This is a genomic window from Sphingobium fluviale, from assembly GCF_004122115.1.
Lineage (GTDB): Bacteria > Pseudomonadota > Alphaproteobacteria > Sphingomonadales > Sphingomonadaceae > Sphingobium > Sphingobium fluviale.
On the sequence record NZ_SBKP01000019.1, the window covers coordinates 1 to 17,185 of the forward strand.

Annotated in this window: 14 protein-coding genes; 6 read left to right on the forward strand and 8 right to left on the reverse strand. The window is 60.5% G+C overall.

Annotated elements, in window-relative coordinates; translation table 11 throughout:
* Window positions 1-119: 119 nt before the first annotated feature.
* On the reverse strand, window positions 120-992 hold the full coding sequence (locus EQG66_RS13765) for an NtaA/DmoA family FMN-dependent monooxygenase (protein WP_164975692.1): 873 nt from the start codon (window positions 990-992) through the stop codon (window positions 120-122).
* A 230-nt stretch (window positions 993-1,222) separates the two neighbouring features.
* On the opposite strand from EQG66_RS13765, the gene EQG66_RS13770 reads away from it, so the two are divergent.
* Complete coding sequence (locus EQG66_RS13770; RefSeq protein WP_129405131.1) at window positions 1,223-2,143, forward strand: LysR family transcriptional regulator; 921 nt, start codon at window positions 1,223-1,225, stop codon at window positions 2,141-2,143.
* Between the two features lie 139 nt (window positions 2,144-2,282).
* Here the strand turns inward: EQG66_RS13770 and EQG66_RS13775 are convergent, their stop codons facing one another.
* The 3 genes from EQG66_RS13775 to EQG66_RS13785 form a co-directional block, all read right to left on the reverse strand.
* Window positions 2,283-3,164: a cupin-like domain-containing protein gene (locus tag EQG66_RS13775; RefSeq protein WP_129405132.1), complete on the reverse strand. Its 882-nt coding sequence runs from the start codon at window positions 3,162-3,164 to the stop codon at window positions 2,283-2,285.
* Window positions 3,161-4,285 carry a GNAT family N-acetyltransferase gene (locus EQG66_RS13780; RefSeq protein WP_245988103.1) on the reverse strand — a complete coding sequence of 375 codons (1,125 nt, stop codon included), beginning with the start codon at window positions 4,283-4,285 and terminating at the stop codon, window positions 3,161-3,163. Before EQG66_RS13780 ends, EQG66_RS13775 begins: the two co-directional genes overlap by 4 nt.
* A gap of 66 nt (window positions 4,286-4,351) precedes the next feature.
* Complete coding sequence (locus EQG66_RS13785) at window positions 4,352-5,653, reverse strand: FAD-dependent oxidoreductase (protein ID WP_129405134.1); 1,302 nt, start codon at window positions 5,651-5,653, stop codon at window positions 4,352-4,354.
* 164 nt (window positions 5,654-5,817) lie between these two features.
* Here EQG66_RS13785 and EQG66_RS13790 point away from each other — a divergent pair, with 164 nt between their 5' ends.
* From EQG66_RS13790 to EQG66_RS13810, 5 genes are all read left to right on the forward strand, one after another.
* Window positions 5,818-8,445: an EAL domain-containing protein gene (locus tag EQG66_RS13790; protein WP_129405135.1), complete on the forward strand. Its 2,628-nt coding sequence runs from the start codon at window positions 5,818-5,820 to the stop codon at window positions 8,443-8,445.
* A gap of 114 nt (window positions 8,446-8,559) precedes the next feature.
* Window positions 8,560-10,365, forward strand: a complete 1,806-nt coding sequence (lepA, locus tag EQG66_RS13795; RefSeq protein WP_129405136.1) for a translation elongation factor 4 — start codon at window positions 8,560-8,562, stop codon at window positions 10,363-10,365.
* On the forward strand, window positions 10,362-11,492 hold the full coding sequence (locus EQG66_RS13800) for an aminotransferase class I/II-fold pyridoxal phosphate-dependent enzyme (RefSeq protein WP_129405137.1): 1,131 nt from the start codon (window positions 10,362-10,364) through the stop codon (window positions 11,490-11,492). The genes lepA and EQG66_RS13800 overlap by 4 nt, the downstream gene beginning before the upstream one ends.
* Before the next feature lie 225 nt (window positions 11,493-11,717).
* Window positions 11,718-12,932 (forward strand): M23 family metallopeptidase, encoded by a 1,215-nt coding sequence (locus EQG66_RS13805; RefSeq protein WP_181951816.1) that lies wholly within the window; start codon window positions 11,718-11,720, stop codon window positions 12,930-12,932.
* A gap of 1 nt (window position 12,933) precedes the next feature.
* A complete protein-coding gene (locus EQG66_RS13810) occupies window positions 12,934-13,347 on the forward strand; it encodes a bactofilin family protein (RefSeq protein ID WP_245988104.1) in 414 nt (137 codons plus the stop codon).
* Between the two features lie 149 nt (window positions 13,348-13,496).
* Here the strand turns inward: EQG66_RS13810 and EQG66_RS13815 are convergent, their stop codons facing one another.
* The 4 genes from EQG66_RS13815 to gpmA form a co-directional block, all read right to left on the reverse strand.
* Entirely contained in the window at window positions 13,497-15,005 is a 1,509-nt protein-coding gene (locus EQG66_RS13815; RefSeq protein ID WP_129405139.1) for a YifB family Mg chelatase-like AAA ATPase, read from the reverse strand.
* Between the two features lie 72 nt (window positions 15,006-15,077).
* Window positions 15,078-15,356 (reverse strand): hypothetical protein, encoded by a 279-nt coding sequence (locus EQG66_RS13820; protein ID WP_129405140.1) that lies wholly within the window; start codon window positions 15,354-15,356, stop codon window positions 15,078-15,080.
* Between the two features lie 188 nt (window positions 15,357-15,544).
* Window positions 15,545-16,345, reverse strand: a complete 801-nt coding sequence (locus EQG66_RS13825; RefSeq protein WP_129405141.1) for a hypothetical protein — start codon at window positions 16,343-16,345, stop codon at window positions 15,545-15,547.
* 137 nt (window positions 16,346-16,482) lie between these two features.
* Window positions 16,483-17,169, reverse strand: coding sequence for a 2,3-diphosphoglycerate-dependent phosphoglycerate mutase (gene gpmA / locus EQG66_RS13830; RefSeq protein ID WP_129405142.1), 687 nt, complete (start codon window positions 17,167-17,169; stop codon window positions 16,483-16,485).
* Window positions 17,170-17,185 lie beyond the last annotated feature (16 nt).

Consider the following 17,185-nt stretch of genomic DNA (forward strand, 5'->3'; position numbering starts at 1 on the left):
CAATAACGCCATGTCCAACACTCCAATATCCCCTGATCACCAAAGACAGGGAAGCGTTCAAACATGGGTCACTTCTCAGTGGAAATTACTCCCCACACCGGGTCAACTCTCAATGAAAATCAACACTCATGATATTCATCTGCTTCCTCAGCAGTTCGGCCAACGAAAACGCCGCTTCCCGGAATGATCTTGAATGCTTCTGGGCTACGGCCATATTTTGACAACCGGCCTTTAACATCCTCCATTAGAGCAATGCCGTCTTCCTTGGAGGGGGTAATCGCGAACAGGCAATCTGCATGTTTAGCGGCTTGTTCACGTCCAAGTTCCGATTGGCCAGCTGAAAACATGACCGGATATCCCTGTGGGAGCCGCGAAACATTCAACGGCCCCTTAACCTTGAGATACCGGCCTTCATGGTTGAGGGTGTGGACACGGGTACTGTCCAGATATTGTCCTGTCTCACGGTTTTGTACAAATGCATCGCTTGCCCAACTATCCCACAAGCCCTTTACCACGTCGAGAAATTCATCCGCGCGCGGATAACGTTCCTCACGCGGCATATGTTTGTCTCGACCAAAGTTCCTGGCATCGCCCGGCCTAGCTGTGGTGACGATATTCCATCCCGCGCGGCCTTTGCTCAAATGATCCAAAGACCCGAATTTACGTGCAACAGTGTAAGGCTCTTCATAGGTGGTGGTCACAGTTGCTACCAGGCCTATATCTTGTGTGTGCTGCGCCAGCGCAGCAAGCAGCGTTACGGGTTCAAAGCTAACCGCCCGGTCCCTTAGTGCTTCAAAAAGGACGGGATTACTTATGTCACGGACACCATTTCCGTCAGCAAAAAAGACGCAGTCGAACTTCCCTCGCTCGGCTGTCTTAGCGCACGAAATCATATGATCGAGGTTCATCACTGTATCGCGCCAAGCATCGGGATGCCGCCAGCCGCCTACTGCGCCACCGGTAGAAGTCGGAACTGTTATCAGATTCATCATGTGGTCAGGCCCTGTCGACAAAGGATGATGGAATGCGGCCACCGTGTACCGCAAGCTCAGAGCATTAAGAGGCGCCCATGTCAGACCTGGAAGACAACATAAATGTATAGCGGGTATATGTTTGATATATAAGCTCATTGCTTGTCATAGCCAGTCTGGCAGCCCCGCCCAGTTCCAATCCGCTAGAAACAGGTAGCGCGAAGTAAATTACCTGCTCATAATTTAGCCTTATGGACTTTCGGCTCATCAAGGCATTCTGTGCTGTTTACGAAGAGGGCAGCATCAACAAGGCAGCAGCGCGGCTGAACACCGCCCAGCCCAGCATAAGCGTCGCGATCCGTAACCTGGAAACGGATCTCAAGACAATTCTTTTTCAACGTAGCGCCGCAGGCGTTACCCCTACAACTGCGGCGCACGGCCTCTATGTTAGCCTGCAAAAAGTGCTGGTAGACCTCGAAGCGGCGCGCAAGGCTGTTTCCGGAGAGATATCGGATAATCGCAGACCTCTACGCGTCGCTTTGCCGCCCAGAGTTGCAAAATCCATGTTTTTCACATTTATTCCCCGTTTTTTGGAGGAATATCCTGAGGTTGATCTGAGTATAATTGAGATTTTCCCGCATAGACTAGTTGATCTTACGATTCGTGGCGAGGTTGATTTTTCTATTACACTTGCTCCGCCGACCGATGATCGGCTCATCATCAGCCGGATCGCTATTGAACCGATTGTTCTAATTGCCTCGCGAAACAACACGGAATTGCCACCGGGTCGTATCAATTTGGCTGAGATAGCTCCTCTCAAACTGATTGTGCCGTCACACTACCCGCTCCGTAGTATTCTGGATCGATATATTCAGGCTGAATCAATCCCAATAAGCCGATCCATCGAAATCGAAATGATCCCGGCCATTATCGATCTGGTAAAGATCAGCGACTGGGTTACATTACTTCCTGTATCCAGCATGATGGGTGAATATGACCACCTTATCGCTAGGGAGATTGCGTATCCGGAAATGGTCACTGACGTATATTCAATCCGATCTTCAAAAAGAAAAATGTCTGTTTCTGCAGATTTATTTCTGAAAGGAATCGACGATGCCTTTAATAAATCCATTGATATATGGAGAGAATATTGCGAAAACTGCAGAGCATGATTGTGACGCGGATTTTACACAAAACTCTGAACGGTACGATGCAGACTTCACTTGCACCATCTATACTTGCACCATCTATGCCCACATTTTTTAGGGATTGCCCAATCAATCGCCCCCGTCACACATGCCGCGGATAAAGTTAAACCGCCCAGCCTAGCCGGTTCACCAGCCGGAACAGCGCCCGGCCGATCCACTGCCGCTCCGGCTTGCGCCCGACCTTCACGAGCGGCAATCCGCGCGCGCGAAGACGGGCGTTGAGGCTGTGCAGCTCGCCCTCCGCCACGCTGCGCTCAGAGCGCCATGTGATCGAGAAGCTGACCGAAACGCCATCGCCGTTCTTCACGAAATGCGGCGCCTTAACCGGCATCAGCACCGCCTCACCCGGCGCAAGATGCACCGCGCTCGCCCGGTTCATGAACCGATCCTCCCACACAAGGTTGCGATGCCCGCCGCGCGCGAAGCTCTCGGCCTGTCTGGGCGGCACGGTTTCCGCGTCATGCGTTGGGAAGACATGCATCGTCTTGTCAGAGCGGATCTGGAGCAGGATGTTGTGCTCCGGGTCCATGTGAAATGGCGTGATGCTGCCCGGCGAGGTGAGGAAGATGAACGCTTCGCGGTGGAGCATCGGCCCGGTCTGCGCCTCGACCAGGGGGCGCAGATCCTCCAGCGCGGCATCGAGCAGCGCGCCATAGGCGGGGTCGCGCTCGACATTTTTGAGCACCGCCCAGCTGCCGTTGCTATCGATCGTGCGGATGGTTTCGCCCAGCGTCAGGCCATTGGCGGGGGTATCCTCCGGCCGGATACCAAGCGGCAGGTCGCCACGATTATATTCCACCCGGTCCGCAGGCATGCGCTCCGCCAGCTGCGCCAGCGCGGTGAGGCTGAGCAGCGGATGCTCCGCCAGCCGGTGATGCAGATGCGTGTGCCGGTCGGGGTAAGCCGCCCCAAAAGCGGCGCGCGCCGCCTCATCAAAGGCGAAGGGCGCGGCTTTGCCCTCGTTGATAGGTTGATGAAGGCTCATGGCCGTCTTCCTTTCATCGAACTGATACTGTCTTCCACTATGCCGATGCCTGCGAAGGCCGCGCGGCGGGTGAGGCGCTGCAAGCCCCGCCCCTTCAGCGCCACACGATACTGCACAATGCGCCGCCGCTCCGCCCAGATGCCGTCGATCATAGGGTGGTTCGGCGCCGCGCAACTATCCGACCAATCGAGGCTTGAGTCGGCCAGTGCCGCGCGCATATTGTCGATCTCGATCAAGATGCCCGGCGAGAAGCGGGCAAATTTCTCGTCAAAGGCAATCTTGTAGCTGAACGCGCCGCGCCCGAGCCGGAAGTTGACAAGCATCGCGATGGGTGCTGCGTCGACATCGATCCGCAACATATCGAGCAGGCCGTCCTGCGCGGCATTGGCAATGGCATCGCGAAAAAAAGCGCGGGTCTCGCGCGCATTGCCGAGCGCGGTGCCCTCCGCGCCCTTCCAGCCCGCGCCTTCCAGCGCGATGAAGTCTTCAGCCCATTGCGATGCGTCGTCTTCGTTGGCGAGACGACGGTGCGTCACATGTCCAAGCTCCGCCAGCCGGTTGATGAGCCGCCGGATCTCCTTGCGCTTTTTTGCGCGGACATGCGTTTCCCAATAGGCATCGGCATCGAGCGAAGAACGCAGCATCGCGCGCTCATGACTGGCAATGCGCTTGCAGCCCCGCCCTTGCGTGGCACAGAGCCGCTCCAGTGCTGTGGCTACCGGCCCGTCTGCGTCCAGCCCGTCGAAATGCAGGAAGTGCCCCGCCCAGCCTGCTGCATCGAGCACGGCCAATATCTCTGACCATGCCTGCGCCTCCGCCCCAGCCTGCATCAGCGGCGCGCCAAAAAAGCACTGTCCGTGCATCCAGTTCGTGCTGTTTTGCACGCGATAGCGCGCGTGATGCGCCTTCGGCACCACCGGCATCAAACCGGTCAGCGCACCGTCCTTGTTCCGCGCCTCGATGATCCGCACATCAGCCGCACCCTCCAGATGGCGGAGCGCAGGAACAAGAATTGCCGGATGATAGAAGGGGTTAGGCTCCGCCGCATGCGCCGCGAGCAAGTGCCACTCCGCAATGGCGGGAGCGCCGGCGACGCGGTTCGCAAGGGGGAGAGAGGCCATATCCATAGCTCCCCATAGCCCGAAAATCTTAGGAAATCCTTGGGGGATGCGCGTGAAGTGCGCCGGTCATCTCCCGGTGGCGGCGCGCACCATCTCGGAAATGTCGGTGAACTTCTCTCGCGGATTGCCCGGCAAGGCACGCGCAATCTCAGCCGTGTCGATATTCTGCCAGTCGCGGAAGGTGACGACATCGACATTGCGCTGGGCCAGCAGCGCATCCAGTCCCTGCCGCCCGGCCTTGCCCGCGCCTTCGCCGATGTCCGCCGCGATCTTGTCGGCTATCATCACACCATCTGGCTTGTTGGTGCCAATCGTGCCGCTTGGCCCGCGCCTTGCCCAGCCGACGCAATAGAGACCCGGCAAAATCCGCCCTTCGTCGCTCGCAAAGCGGCCGCGCCCATGCTCATAAGGCACGCCGTCAATGGCGGGCGTCTGATAGCCGATGCAACTGATGACCAGTGACGCATCGATACTGTAACGCTCGCCGGTGCCATGGCTGTTGCAGCGCTCGTCCAGCGCCGTACGCTCCACGATTACCCGCTGCGCATGCCCCTCGCCCTCGATCGCGACCGGCATGGCGAAGAAATCAAAGTCGATCGTCACAGGCTTCGCCACCGGGTTGGCGGCGAACTCCCTCAGCAGCGTGACGGACTTGCGCATGCCCGGCTCCAGCAGCGCATCTGCCCCGGCTTCGGGAAGGTCCGCAGGGTCGACGCGGGGAGCGGCGCGCTCCAGCTTGCCCAGCTCGCCCAGTTCCTTGGGCGTCATCGCGATCTGATGCGGCCCGCGCCGCCCAAGCAGGGTGACATGGCGGATATGCGATTGCGCCAGCGCTTCGCGCGCATGGGCGACGATATCGCTGCCCGCAAATTCCTCTGGGGTCTTGGAGAGTATGCGCGCAACATCGAGCGCGACATTGCCGTTGCCGATTACCACCGCATGGATGCCGTGCAATGAAGGATTGAGCCGCGCATAATCCGGGTGGCCGTTATACCAGCCCACGAACGCCGCACTGCCCACCACGCCGGGCAGGTCTGCGCCGGGGATTTCCAGCTTGCGATCATGCGGCGCGCCGGTCGCGATCACCACCGCGTCATACAGCGATTGCAGCTCCGCGATGCTGACGTCCTGCCCTATCGATACATTGCCGACAAAGCGCACCGTGTCTGTCAGCGCGACGGCCTCATAGCGCTTGGCCACAGCCTTGATCGACTGATGATCCGGCGCCACCCCGGTACGAATGAGGCCAAAAGGAACCGGCAACCTGTCGATAATATCCACCCGCGCGCCATCGCCGAAGATATTCCGGCATGCCTCCGCGGTATAATAGCCCGCCGGCCCTGACCCGATGATCGCTATATGCCGCATCCGATGCCCCCGCGTGATTATGTTTGCGCCATGCTATCGCGTGTTGGCGGCACCGCAAGCGGGAATCACTCACGCCTGCCGCAAGATGTAAAATCATGTGCTGGAGACTGCTCCGCATGCCGCAATAAACCGGATGGTAAATGTTTCCCGGCAATGGATCAGGCATGACGATCGCGCGAACCAGAATCAAACATAGCGACACCAACATCGACTCGCCAGCTATCCTCGCGTCATTGGGGCTGGCTGACAACGCGGATGGCACCTCGCCGGAATGGGCGATGCAAGGGATGCGCGCGGTATCCCGCGCATGGCCGCTGTTCATAATGGCGCAGATTTGCATCATTGTCGGCGCAGGGCGGACGGCACTGGTCGGGAACATGGGCGAGCTGTCACAGCTCGTGCCGCTGGGCCTGGCCATGCTGTGCAGCCTGTGTCTGTGGCTGCTGCCTGGAGGGCGTCTAGCGATAAGGCTGAAGCCGCAGTATCAGATGTGGCTCATTTGCGCGCTGTCGTTTGCTACAGCGCTCTTAACCGGTCTATGGTTCAACGCGTTGCCCAAACAGATTCCTGGCGGCCTGTTCACACCTTTTGCCGGGCAGGTGACACTGGCGCTGATCGCGCTGAGTATTTTTGGCCATGTCCGTGCGCCGGGCTTTGTCTATTGCGTGGGTCTGGCCCTTTGCACGCTCAGTCTCTCGATGCCGGGCCGCGATATTCTCATCGGCGTCCTGCTGCTCGCCGTTGGCGGGTCTATGGTGCTACAGGCGCGGTACGAGAGCGCGCGCCGCTATTCCGAGCAGGCGAATACCAAGCGCAATCAGCGCGCGGAAATGCTGCTCCACGATTATGAGGAATCAGGCCGCGGCTGGTTCTGGGAAACAGACCGCAGCGGTGCGCTCGCCTATATCTCGCCCACGCTGGAGCGCTCGCTCGGTGCGGAAAAAGGCGCGCTGATCGGCAGGAAACTCACCGATCTCGTCAACATGGGTGCGGCAGACGAGCATGAGGGCAACCGCACGCTTGGCTATCACCTCTCTTCGCGCAGCTCTTTCAGCGATGTCGCGGTGCGCGCGGCCACGCAAGGGGACGAACGCTGGTGGGCGCTATCCGGCCATCCGGCAGTCAACGAGTTTGGCCAGTTTCAAGGTTTCCGCGGCAGTGGCTCAGACCTTACCGAGATGAAGCGCAGTCAGGCCGAGGTCACACGCCTTGCAGAGTTCGATTCGCTCACCGGCCTCGCCAACCGCCTACAGATGCAGCGCGCGCTGGAGCAGGCAGTAGTCGATGCTCGCGGAGGCGCTGGTGAATGTGCGCTGTTCCTCCTCGATCTCGATCGCTTCAAGAACGTCAACGACACCATGGGACATCCGGCGGGCGACGCCCTGCTGCGCGAGGTCAGCCGCCGCCTGAAGCATGTGGTGGGAGAGCGCGGCATGGTGGGGCGCCTGGGCGGAGACGAATTCAAGGTCGTTCTGCCCGGCCGCGCGGACCGGCCCAAGCTCGCCGTGCTGGCCGACGCAATCATCGCCGCTCTCTCTCAGCCCTATATCATTGAGGGCACACAGGTCGTCATCGGCGCCTCGGTCGGCATCGCCGTCTGCCCGGATGATGGCAGCACCGCCGATGCGCTGGTGCGCAATGCTGATCTCGCGCTCTATGCCGCAAAGGACGCAGGCCGGGGCGTTCATCGTTTCTATTCGTCAGATATGCACGCCGAGGCGGAGGACCGTCGCCGGCTTGAGGAAGACCTGCGCACCGCGCTGGCGGACAATGCGCTGCATCTGGTCTATCAGCCGCTCGTCAGTAGCCAGTCCGGCCAAGTTGTGGGTTTCGAGACACTGCTGCGCTGGAACCACCCTGAGCGTGGGCCTGTCTCGCCGACCATATTCGTGCCGATAGCCGAGGAAGCAGGCTTGATCGGCATTTTGGGCGAGTGGGTGCTCCGCACGGCCTGCGCCGCAGCCGCACAATGGCCAAGTACAACGCGCATCGCCGTCAATGTCTCGCCCATCCAGTTCTCAAGCCCCGCCCTGCCCGGCATTGTGATGAACGCGCTTGCCTCTTCCGGCCTCGCCCCACAGCGGTTGGAGCTGGAGATCACCGAAAGCTGCTTCATCAATGAGGGCGAAAAGACCGACAGAATGTTCGCCCAACTGAAATCACTGGGCGTGCGCCTCGCACTCGATGATTTCGGCACCGGCTATTCCTCGCTAGGCTATCTCAAGAAAGCACCGTTCGACAAGATCAAGATCGACCAGAGCTTTGTGCGGGGCGCCGCGATGGCAGGCAACCGCAACGCAGCCATCATCACCTCTATCGTCAGCCTCGCCAATGCGCTGGGTATGGATACCACCGCCGAGGGTGTTGAGACGCATGACGAGCTGGAGCTGTTGCGCTCGCTTGGCGTCTCTCAGATCCAAGGCTTCATATATGGCAAGGGCAGCTCGCGCGAAGAGATCAATATGCGCTTCGCAGAGATGGGCACGACAGCGCAGCCTTCCGGCTTCAAGTCGAGCCGTCCACCCCGCCAGTCCATGCTGCGCTCAGTCGCGATCCATCATCAGGGCCAGCGCTATGTCGGCCGCGTGCGCAATATCTCTGCCGGTGGCGCGATGATCGAGGGCCTGTGGAACGTCCCCCCGGAAACCAACTTCTCCATCGAGATCGCGGAGGGAATGACCGTGAGCGCGGTTACGCGCTGGTCGGTCGATGACAGAATGGGCGTCCAGTTTGCGCAGGCGATCGACGTGCGACAGGTGCAGGCCGGCGCACCCGTCAGGCTAGCGGGATGACCGCGGACCCTTTGCGGCGTTGATCTCTATCACACAAGCGCGGAATCTCAAGCATGTTCACCATGATGCCGCAGGGCGTGACAGCGCGCCCCGCCCCTGCTATTCGCGCGCTCCATGACAGACCTCTCGCTTATCCGCAATTTCAGCATCATCGCGCATATCGACCACGGCAAGTCCACTCTGGCGGACAGGCTGATCCAGCGTTGTGGCGGGCTTACGGACCGAGAAATGACCGCGCAGGTGCTCGATAATATGGATATCGAGAAAGAGCGCGGCATCACCATCAAGGCGCAGACGGTGCGCCTTGATTATACCGCGAAGGATGGCCAGACCTATGAGCTGAACCTCATGGACACGCCCGGCCATGTCGATTTCGCCTATGAAGTCTCACGCAGCCTTGCCGCATGCGAAGGCGCGCTGCTGGTGGTGGATGCCGCGCAGGGCGTGGAGGCGCAGACGCTCGCCAACGTATATCAGTCGATCGAGCATGATCACGAGATCGTTCCCGTCATCAACAAGATAGACCTGCCCGCCGCCGAACCGGAAAAGGTCCGCGCGGAAATCGAGGAAGTGATCGGCCTTGATGCGTCCGAGGCGGTGCTGGCGTCCGCGAAATCGGGCATCGGCATCGATGACATACTGGAGGCCATTGTCGCCAAGATTCCGCCGCCCAAGGGCGACCGCGATGCACCGCTGGAGGCGATGCTGGTCGATAGCTGGTATGATCCCTATCTGGGCGTGGTCATCCTCGTGCGCGTGATGAACGGCGTCATCAAAAAGGGCCAGCAGATCAAGTTCATGATCGGCGGCACCGAGCATCTGATCGACCGCGTCGGCTGTATGCGGCCCAAGATCGAGCAACTGCCCGAGATCGCAGCGGGCGAGATCGGCTTCATCACCGCGCAGATCAAGGACATCAGCCAGACACGCGTGGGTGACACCATCACCACGGTGAAGAACGGCGCGGCAAAGCCCCTCCCCGGCTTCAAAGAGGTGCAGCCGGTGGTGTTCTGCGGCTTGTTCCCGGTCGACGCAAATGACTTTGAAAAGCTGCGCGACAGCATCAGCAAGCTGCGTCTTAACGATGCGTCTTTCAGCTTCGAGATGGAAACTTCCGCTGCTCTGGGCTTCGGCTTCCGCTGCGGCTTCCTCGGCCTGCTGCATCTGGAGATCATCCAGGAGCGCCTGAGCCGGGAATATGACCTCGACCTCATCACCACTGCGCCGTCGGTGGTGTATGACATCCACATGCAGAAGGGCGAGATCCTTCAGCTGCACAACCCCGCGGACATGCCGGACCCGAACCATATCGACATGATCGAGGAACCGTGGATCGAGGCGACGATCTATGTGCCGGACGAATATTTGGGCAGCCTGCTCAAGCTCTGTCAGGACCGGCGCGGCATCCAGAAAAACCTCACTTATGTCGGCGGGCGCGCGCAGATCACTTATGAGCTGCCCTTGAATGAGGTGGTGTTCGATTTCTATGATCGCCTCAAGTCCATATCGCGCGGCTATGCCAGCTTTGATTATCACCAGATCGGCACGCGCGAGGGCGATCTGGTGAAGATGGGCATCCTTGTGAACAACGAGCCGGTCGATGCGCTTTCCATGATCGTGCATCGCGGCGCGGCGGAAGCGCGCGGGCGGCATATGTGCGAGCGGCTGAAAGACCTCATCCCCCGCCACCTGTTCAAAATCCCGATTCAGGCGGCCATAGGTGGCAAGGTGATCGCGCGCGAGACCATCGCCGCGATGCGCAAGGACGTGACCGCCAAATGCTATGGCGGCGACATCAGCCGCAAGAAAAAGCTGCTCGACAAGCAGAAAGAAGGCAAGAAGCGGATGCGGGAATATGGCTCGGTCCAGATCCCGCAGGAAGCATTCATAGCCGCGCTGCGCATGGGGGATGAGGGCTGAGCCGCACGATCGAGCCTTTCCACGCGATCGCGATCAGCCGCCGCGCGCATGAGTTGAAGGCACAGGGCCGCTCGATCATCCACATGGAGTTCGGCCAGCCCTCCACCGGCGCCCCCGCCGCCGCCATCGCCGCTGCGCACCGGGTTCTGGATCATGACCCGATGGGTTATTGGGAGAGCCAGCCGCTTAAAGAGCGCATTGCGCGCTATTACGCCGAGCATCATCAGTGCGCGGTCGACCCGGAGCGCATTTTCCTCACCAACGGCGCCTCGCCCGCGCTGGTGCTGGCGCTCACGACCCTGTTCGAGCCGGGAGCGCGCATAGCTATCGCCCGCCCCGGCTATGTCGCCTATCGCAACGTCACGCGCGGCCTTTACATGGAGCCGGTGGAGATCGACTGCGGCGCGGACACGCATTTTCAGCTTACCGCCGCCGCCCTCGAAGCATTAGACCCCGCGCCCGATGGCGTGATCCTGTCCAGCCCGGCAAACCCGACCGGCTCGGTGATCCCGCAGGCGGAGATGGAAGCAATCCTCCGCCTTTGCGCAGAACGGGCCATCACCGTCATCTCCGACGAAATCTATCACGGCCTGAGCTATGTCGGCCCTTTGCAAAGCGCGCTGAGGCACAGCGACAACGCCTTCATCGTCAACAGCTTCTCCAAATATTACAGCATGGCCGGATGGCGGCTGGGCTGGCTGATCGTGCCGGAGGGATATGCCGCAACCACGCGCGCATTGATGGGCAACCTGTTCCTCACTCCGCCCTCACTCGCGCAGCACGCCGGGCTGGTGGCGTTTGATTGCGCAGAAGAGCTGGAAGGCCATGTCGAAACCTATCGCGCAAACCGGGCGCTGATGCTCGACGCTCTGCCCGCACTCGGCCTTGATCGTATCGCGCCGCCCGATGGCGCATTCTATATCTATGCCGACATCCGCCACCTGACCGACGATAGCCTCGCCTTCTGCGCACAGCTGTTGGAAGACACCGGCGTCGCCACCGCGCCGGGGATCGATTTCGACCCCGTGAACGGGCGCGGCTTCATGCGCTTCAGCTTCGCTGTGTCCACCGCCGAGGTTCAGGAAGCCATCACGCGCATGACACCCTGGTTCGCCGCTCGGCGGTGATTTTCTGGCCTGGCACTTTTTCCGAGTCGCGGCTGTGTGCCAACATAATGCTTTACAGAAACTAGGTGCGATCCGTCCTCGATCGCTCGACTCGTCGCATGATTCGACCTATCCGCCCTGACTCCCCGCCGCGGATTCGATTCCCGCGCGCACGTTTGATAGGCGCACGCACTCGGCCAGCGGGGTCGCAACAGCAATAACGGGGTCGCCTTGAACAGTGTCAGCATGAGCCGCCTTCGGGTAATGCGGGAGCGGCTGGGCAGGATTTTTGCGGACAAGGAAGTGTTCTTCCGTAGCGGGGGCGAAGTGCGTTTTTTGCGCATCAGCCGCACGGTGCAGGTCTCCGTAGCGTCGCTGGTCGTTGCGATTGCGCTGCTCTGGCTCGCAGCCACTGCGGCCATGCTGTTTAATCAGGCGCGCGTTGCAGACGAACAGTCCGCGATGGATGCCCAGGCCAAAGCCATCGCCGCCGAGGCCCGCCGCGTCAATTTCTTCAAGCGTTCCGTCAACGATATCGCTGCCGATCTCGACCGACGCCAGAACGCTCTGGACGACATAGTGCGCAGCCAGTTTGGTCCGGGCGCCGACCCAGCATCGGTTGTAGGCAAGGACCAGACCACGACGACGCCGTCCGCGCCAGAGCCATCTGCACCCAAAAAGCTGAGTCTCGTCGCTCCCGCAGCCAGTTCCCCGGCGCCTGCGTCTCCCGCCTCGGCGGTTGAGAAGCTGCGCGCCATTGAGGGTCGCCAGAGCCGGTTTGCCCGTCGCCTCGCCGTGCTGATCGATGCGCGCGCGGCCAAGGCAGAGGCCGCTATCCGCAGTTTTGGCCTCAACCCGGCGCAGATCGCCAGTGGTGCGCGCACCGGGAAGGGCGGTCCATTCGTCCCGTGGCCGGCCACCGATGCACCTGATGACGCCGCTCTTACAGCGCTTGCGCGCTCATTCGCTCGCCTTAATGCGCTGGAGCAGGGGCTGGCCGCTATCCCATCGGGCCGCCCAACCACCAGCCCGGTTCTCACCAGCTCTTATGGCTATCGGCGCGATCCGTTCAACGGTCAGGCAGCCTTCCACGCGGGTGTCGATTTTCCTGGCAGCTATGGCCAGCCAATCCTCGCCGCCGCCGGAGGCCGCGTCGTCTATGTTGGCGGGCGGCCTGGCTATGGCAATGTGGTCGAGATCGATCACGGCCACGGCATCCTCACCCGCTATGCCCACTTGTCTCGTTTTGGCGTACGGCCTGGCGCGCAAGTGGCACTTGGCGATGTGATAGCCCGTATGGGTTCCACCGGGCGCTCAACCGGCACACACCTGCATTTTGAAGTCCGCGTCAACGGCAACCCCATCAACCCAGCACGCTTTCTGGAGGTTCGGCAAGATGTTCTCCAAGTCCAGCAAATCGCCAAACAACGCATCACCCGCGTCCGCTCAGCCACACTCTAGAATGGCCGTGAGCGGTAAGGGCACCTTCTCCATCCTTGGCGCCGATGTGGCGGTGACGGGCGATATTCGCGCCGGCGCGGATCTGCATATTGATGGACAGGTTGAGGGCGACATCGCCTGCGCATCGCTGGTGCAAGGCGGGGATAGCCGCATCAAGGGCAGCATTACCGCGCAGTCCGCCCGCCTAGCCGGCCACATTGAGGGCGCGATCACCGTGGGAGAGCTGGTGATAGAGGCAAGCGCGCGCATTGCCGGAGACGTGACCTATGAAAGCATCACCGTTGCACCGGGCAGCCAGGTTGACGGACGCTTCACCCATCGTCGCGGGGCAGGCTCAGCCGCCGCCACCACCTCAGCCTCAATGCCGGGTAGCGCTGAGCTGAAGCTTGTGAGCGGCGACGGCGCATCGGCTTAAGGTTTAACCACTACAGTACGAAGATCCAGATCCACCCGCTGCGAAAGGCTCATTCGCGCGTATCACCGAGGCCGAGCATCGTTTCCACCATAGTGATACCGATCATGCACAGGAACAGGAATAGCCATGCCTCCTGATACGATACGTGATCACCGCATCGGAGCGGCCCGACGATAGGCCAAGGCCTCAGCGATGTGGTGTCGGGTAACGCCTGTCGCTCCGGCAAGATCCGCGATTGTACGCGCCACCCGCAGCACCCGCGTATAGCCGCGGGCAGAGAGGCGCATCGCCGCCGCTGCTTGCTCCAGCAAGCGCTGCCCCGGCTCGTCAGGCGTCGCGACTGCTTCCAGAACCTCGCCATCCGCCTCGGCGTTGGTGCGGATGCCATGTGATGCAAAACGCGCCGTCTGCACTGCCCGCGCCCGCGCCACCCGCGCAGCAACTTCGGTCGATCCTTCCGCAGGCGGCGGCAGGCTCAGGTCCGCCGCGCTTACCGCCGCGACATCGACATGCAAATCGATCCTGTCGAGCAGCGGGCCGGAGAGCCTGCCCTGATAGTCCGCCGCGCAGCGCGGCGCGCGCGAACAAGCGAGCGCCGCATCAGCCAGATGGCCGCAGCGGCACGGGTTCATCGCCGCTACCAGCTGAACCCGCGCAGGGAAGGTGACATGACTGTTCGCCCGCGCAATCGTCACCGTGCCGGTTTCGAGCGGCTGGCGCAGGCTGTCGAGCACCGCGCGTTGAAACTCCGGCAGCTCGTCGAGAAACAGCACACCCAGATGCGCGAGGCTGACCTCACCCGGTTTCGCCTTCAGCCCGCCGCCGACGAGCGCCGCCATCGACGCGCTGTGATGCGGCGCACGGAACGGCCGGGCGCGCGTCATCCGTCCGCCTTCCAGCGTTCCCGCCACGCTGGCAACCATCGAGACTTCCAGCGCCTCTGCGGGCGTCAGATCCGGCAATATGCCCGGCATACACGCCGCCATCAGCGATTTGCCGGCCCCCGGCGGCCCGCTCATCAAAAGGTTGTGCCCGCCTGCCGCCGCGAGCTCCAGCGCGCGCTTGGCGCTCTCCTGCCCCTTGACCTGCCGCAGGTCAGGGCCGGATGCCCTTTCCTCCACCGACCCCGGTTCGGGCGGGCGGAGCACCCCCTGCCCTTTCATATGATTGATCAGCCCCAGCAAGCTAGGCGCGGCGACGACCTCGACATTGCCAGCCCACGCCGCCTCCGCTCCCTGCGCCGCAGGGCAGATGAGGCCCATGTCCAGCCCGCCCGCATGCAGCGCGGCGAGCAGCACTCCGGGCGAAGGCGCGATCCGCCCGTCCAGCCCCAGCTCACCCACCACGACATAATGCGATAGCGCCTCGGAATCGACCACGCCCATCGCGCCCAGCACAGCGAGCGCAATCGGCAGATCATAGTGCGAGCCTTCCTTGGGCAGGTCTGCGGGCGAGAGGTTGACCGTGATCCGCTTGGGCGGCAGCGCGAGGCCAATGGCGGCAATCGCGTTGCGCACCCGTTCCTTGCTCTCGGACACAGCCTTGTCTGCCAGCCCCACGACGATGAGGTTCGGCAAACCCGCAACCATCTGGCACTGCACCTCGACGGCGCGCGCCTCCAGCCCCAGATAGGCGACCGTCGATACCGTGGCGATCACGTTGCCTTGCCCCCTTGCTCCGCCTTGTGCTTCTTTTGTTCTTATTGCGAGGGTGGCACACGGAGTCGAGGATTATTTTTTTGTGCTGTAGCGCACCCTGCAATAGCCCTGCCAAGGCGCCTCATCGCCATCGAGCCATTCCCCCACGATGATTTCATAATCACCCGGCGTGTTGAATATACGGCCCAATCGTCTCCTTTCAGGATCATAACCCTGGGTAGCGGCGCCCAGAGTCATCATTTGCATTTTTTCAAATGTCCCGCCTGCCACGGGCGGACCACTGTCTTCGGGATTTGTGCCGCTGTCCCACGCAATATAAAAAGAACGGGCATCTGGTGTATTTATAACCATTGACCGCCCGTGCGGCTTGGGAAGTATTATGTGTACACTCTGGCCATCTGCAAACTGAAGCGGATCACAGGCCATGCTATATGGGTAATTTGGTGCACTTCCGGCTCTAACGAGAGGGGGGAATAGGGTCGTCAGCACAGAAACCAAGCCAAAGAGTCTGAGGAAATGCATAGTAAAGCGTTCCAATCCTAGAACTGCACATGCAAATGCGGCGGTCGCCCTTCTGGATGGACTTTCCCACCTGCCTTCCGAACGGCATCATGCAATGCCTGCCTCTCCCCAGCGGCCAAGCCATTTACCCTTATGTCTATTGCCCGTGCTATCAAATGGCGAGAAATATAGACACCATTTTTAATCTGTCGCTCGATAACCTGCTCCATAGCCAATATTGTGCCGTGTCTGTCTTGCCCGGCCATTCTTCCTGTCACATATGCAGCTTTTATTTCTCTGAGAGCTCGCCGGTTAGAATAGTCTGAACCCGATGCGCCAGCTCCGAATTTGTCATACATCGCAGCGGCCTGTTCACGCGCAGAACGCGTGCCACTCGTAACTACCATTTTCTTGCCGGTATGACGCATGAATTCCACAGCAACCTGTTCTACCTGCCGTTTTATAGACCCAGATATTCTAATAGTTGGTGATTTTAAAGAATAGGAAGGCTCATCATTTTGTCGACGGCCAATTACCACGATCTCGTTCGCAAGCTCCCCACCATCGCTTTGGATGATAAACTCTGATGACAAAGATGTGGCGCGCTGTCGCCCTGATCGTTGCCCATAAGAGGTCACGACATGGCTCAGCGATTTTGGTCCACCCGGCGCGAAGGTGAACTGTCCGTTGCGCGGGTCGTGATAGGGGTTGAACTTGGTTTCAACCAGCGCGTCGACACCAGCATCCAAAATTTTCGGTTCCGGAAGAATCCGGCCGGTGCGCAGATAGTAGGAAAAGCGGGAAATGCTGTTTGGCAGGGAGCGACGATGGTATGTCATGGCGAATCTCCTTGATCCGCCTGCGGTGAAAAATAATATCCAACATTGAAAGGCTATTTATAACCATATAGGTTATAAGTGGTATTTAGGAAAATTCCTATTAATCCTATTAGGATCACTTTTCCGTAGCTTATCGTCTACCGCTCGTTCAGATAATAGCGATCCGTGGCATTGAGCGCGTCATCCAGATCATAGACTATCGGCTGGCCGGTCGGGATTTCGAGGCTGGTGATCTCGTCGTCCGGGATGTTGGAGAGGTGCTTCACCAGCGCGCGCAGCGAGTTGCCGTGGGCGGAGATGACCACCCGCTTGCCTGCCTTCAGCTCCGGCGCGATGCGGCCCTCCCAATAGGGCAATACGCGGGCGATAGTGTCCTTCAGGCTCTCGGTCGCCGGGATAGCGATGCCCGCATAGCGGCGATCCTTGGAGAGATCGAACTCGCTACCGGCGTCAAGCGGCGGCGGCGGGATGTCAAAACTGCGGCGCCAGATATGCACCTGTTCGTCGCCATGCTTGGCCGCCGTCTCTGCCTTATTGAGGCCGGTGAGGCCGCCATAATGGCGCTCGTTCAGATGCCAGTCCTTCTCGACCGGAAGCCACAGCCGCCCCATCTCCTCCAGCGCGAGGTTCAGCGTCTTGATTGCGCGGGTCTGCACGCTCGTGAAGCAGCAATCGAAATCCAGCCCCTTGTCGCGCATCAGGCGGCCCGCCGCGCGTGCTTCCTCCGCGCCCTTTTCGGTCACGTCCACATCCCACCAGCCGGTGAAGCGGTTTTCGAGGTTCCATGCGGACTGGCCGTGGCGGATAAGGACGAGGGTGGGCATGGGAGGATCGGCTCTC

What these genes read in the sequence shown, in the direction of transcription:
- EQG66_RS13765 (WP_164975692.1), bottom strand. Translation starts at nt 992, where the DNA reads ATGATGAATCTGATAACAGTTCCGACTTCTACCGGTGGCGCAGTAGGC.
- EQG66_RS13770 (WP_129405131.1), top strand. Translation starts at nt 1,223, where the DNA reads ATGGACTTTCGGCTCATCAAGGCATTCTGTGCTGTTTACGAAGAGGGC.
- EQG66_RS13775 (WP_129405132.1), bottom strand. Translation starts at nt 3,164, where the DNA reads ATGAGCCTTCATCAACCTATCAACGAGGGCAAAGCCGCGCCCTTCGCC.
- EQG66_RS13780 (WP_245988103.1), bottom strand. Translation starts at nt 4,285, where the DNA reads ATGGCCTCTCTCCCCCTTGCGAACCGCGTCGCCGGCGCTCCCGCCATT.
- EQG66_RS13785 (WP_129405134.1), bottom strand. Translation starts at nt 5,653, where the DNA reads ATGCGGCATATAGCGATCATCGGGTCAGGGCCGGCGGGCTATTATACC.
- EQG66_RS13790 (WP_129405135.1), top strand. Translation starts at nt 5,818, where the DNA reads ATGACGATCGCGCGAACCAGAATCAAACATAGCGACACCAACATCGAC.
- lepA (WP_129405136.1), top strand. Translation starts at nt 8,560, where the DNA reads ATGACAGACCTCTCGCTTATCCGCAATTTCAGCATCATCGCGCATATC.
- EQG66_RS13805 (WP_181951816.1), top strand. Translation starts at nt 11,718, where the DNA reads ATGAGCCGCCTTCGGGTAATGCGGGAGCGGCTGGGCAGGATTTTTGCG.
- EQG66_RS13810 (WP_245988104.1), top strand. Translation starts at nt 12,934, where the DNA reads ATGGCCGTGAGCGGTAAGGGCACCTTCTCCATCCTTGGCGCCGATGTG.
- EQG66_RS13820 (WP_129405140.1), bottom strand. Translation starts at nt 15,356, where the DNA reads ATGGTTATAAATACACCAGATGCCCGTTCTTTTTATATTGCGTGGGAC.
- EQG66_RS13825 (WP_129405141.1), bottom strand. Translation starts at nt 16,345, where the DNA reads ATGACATACCATCGTCGCTCCCTGCCAAACAGCATTTCCCGCTTTTCC.
- gpmA (WP_129405142.1), bottom strand. Translation starts at nt 17,169, where the DNA reads ATGCCCACCCTCGTCCTTATCCGCCACGGCCAGTCCGCATGGAACCTC.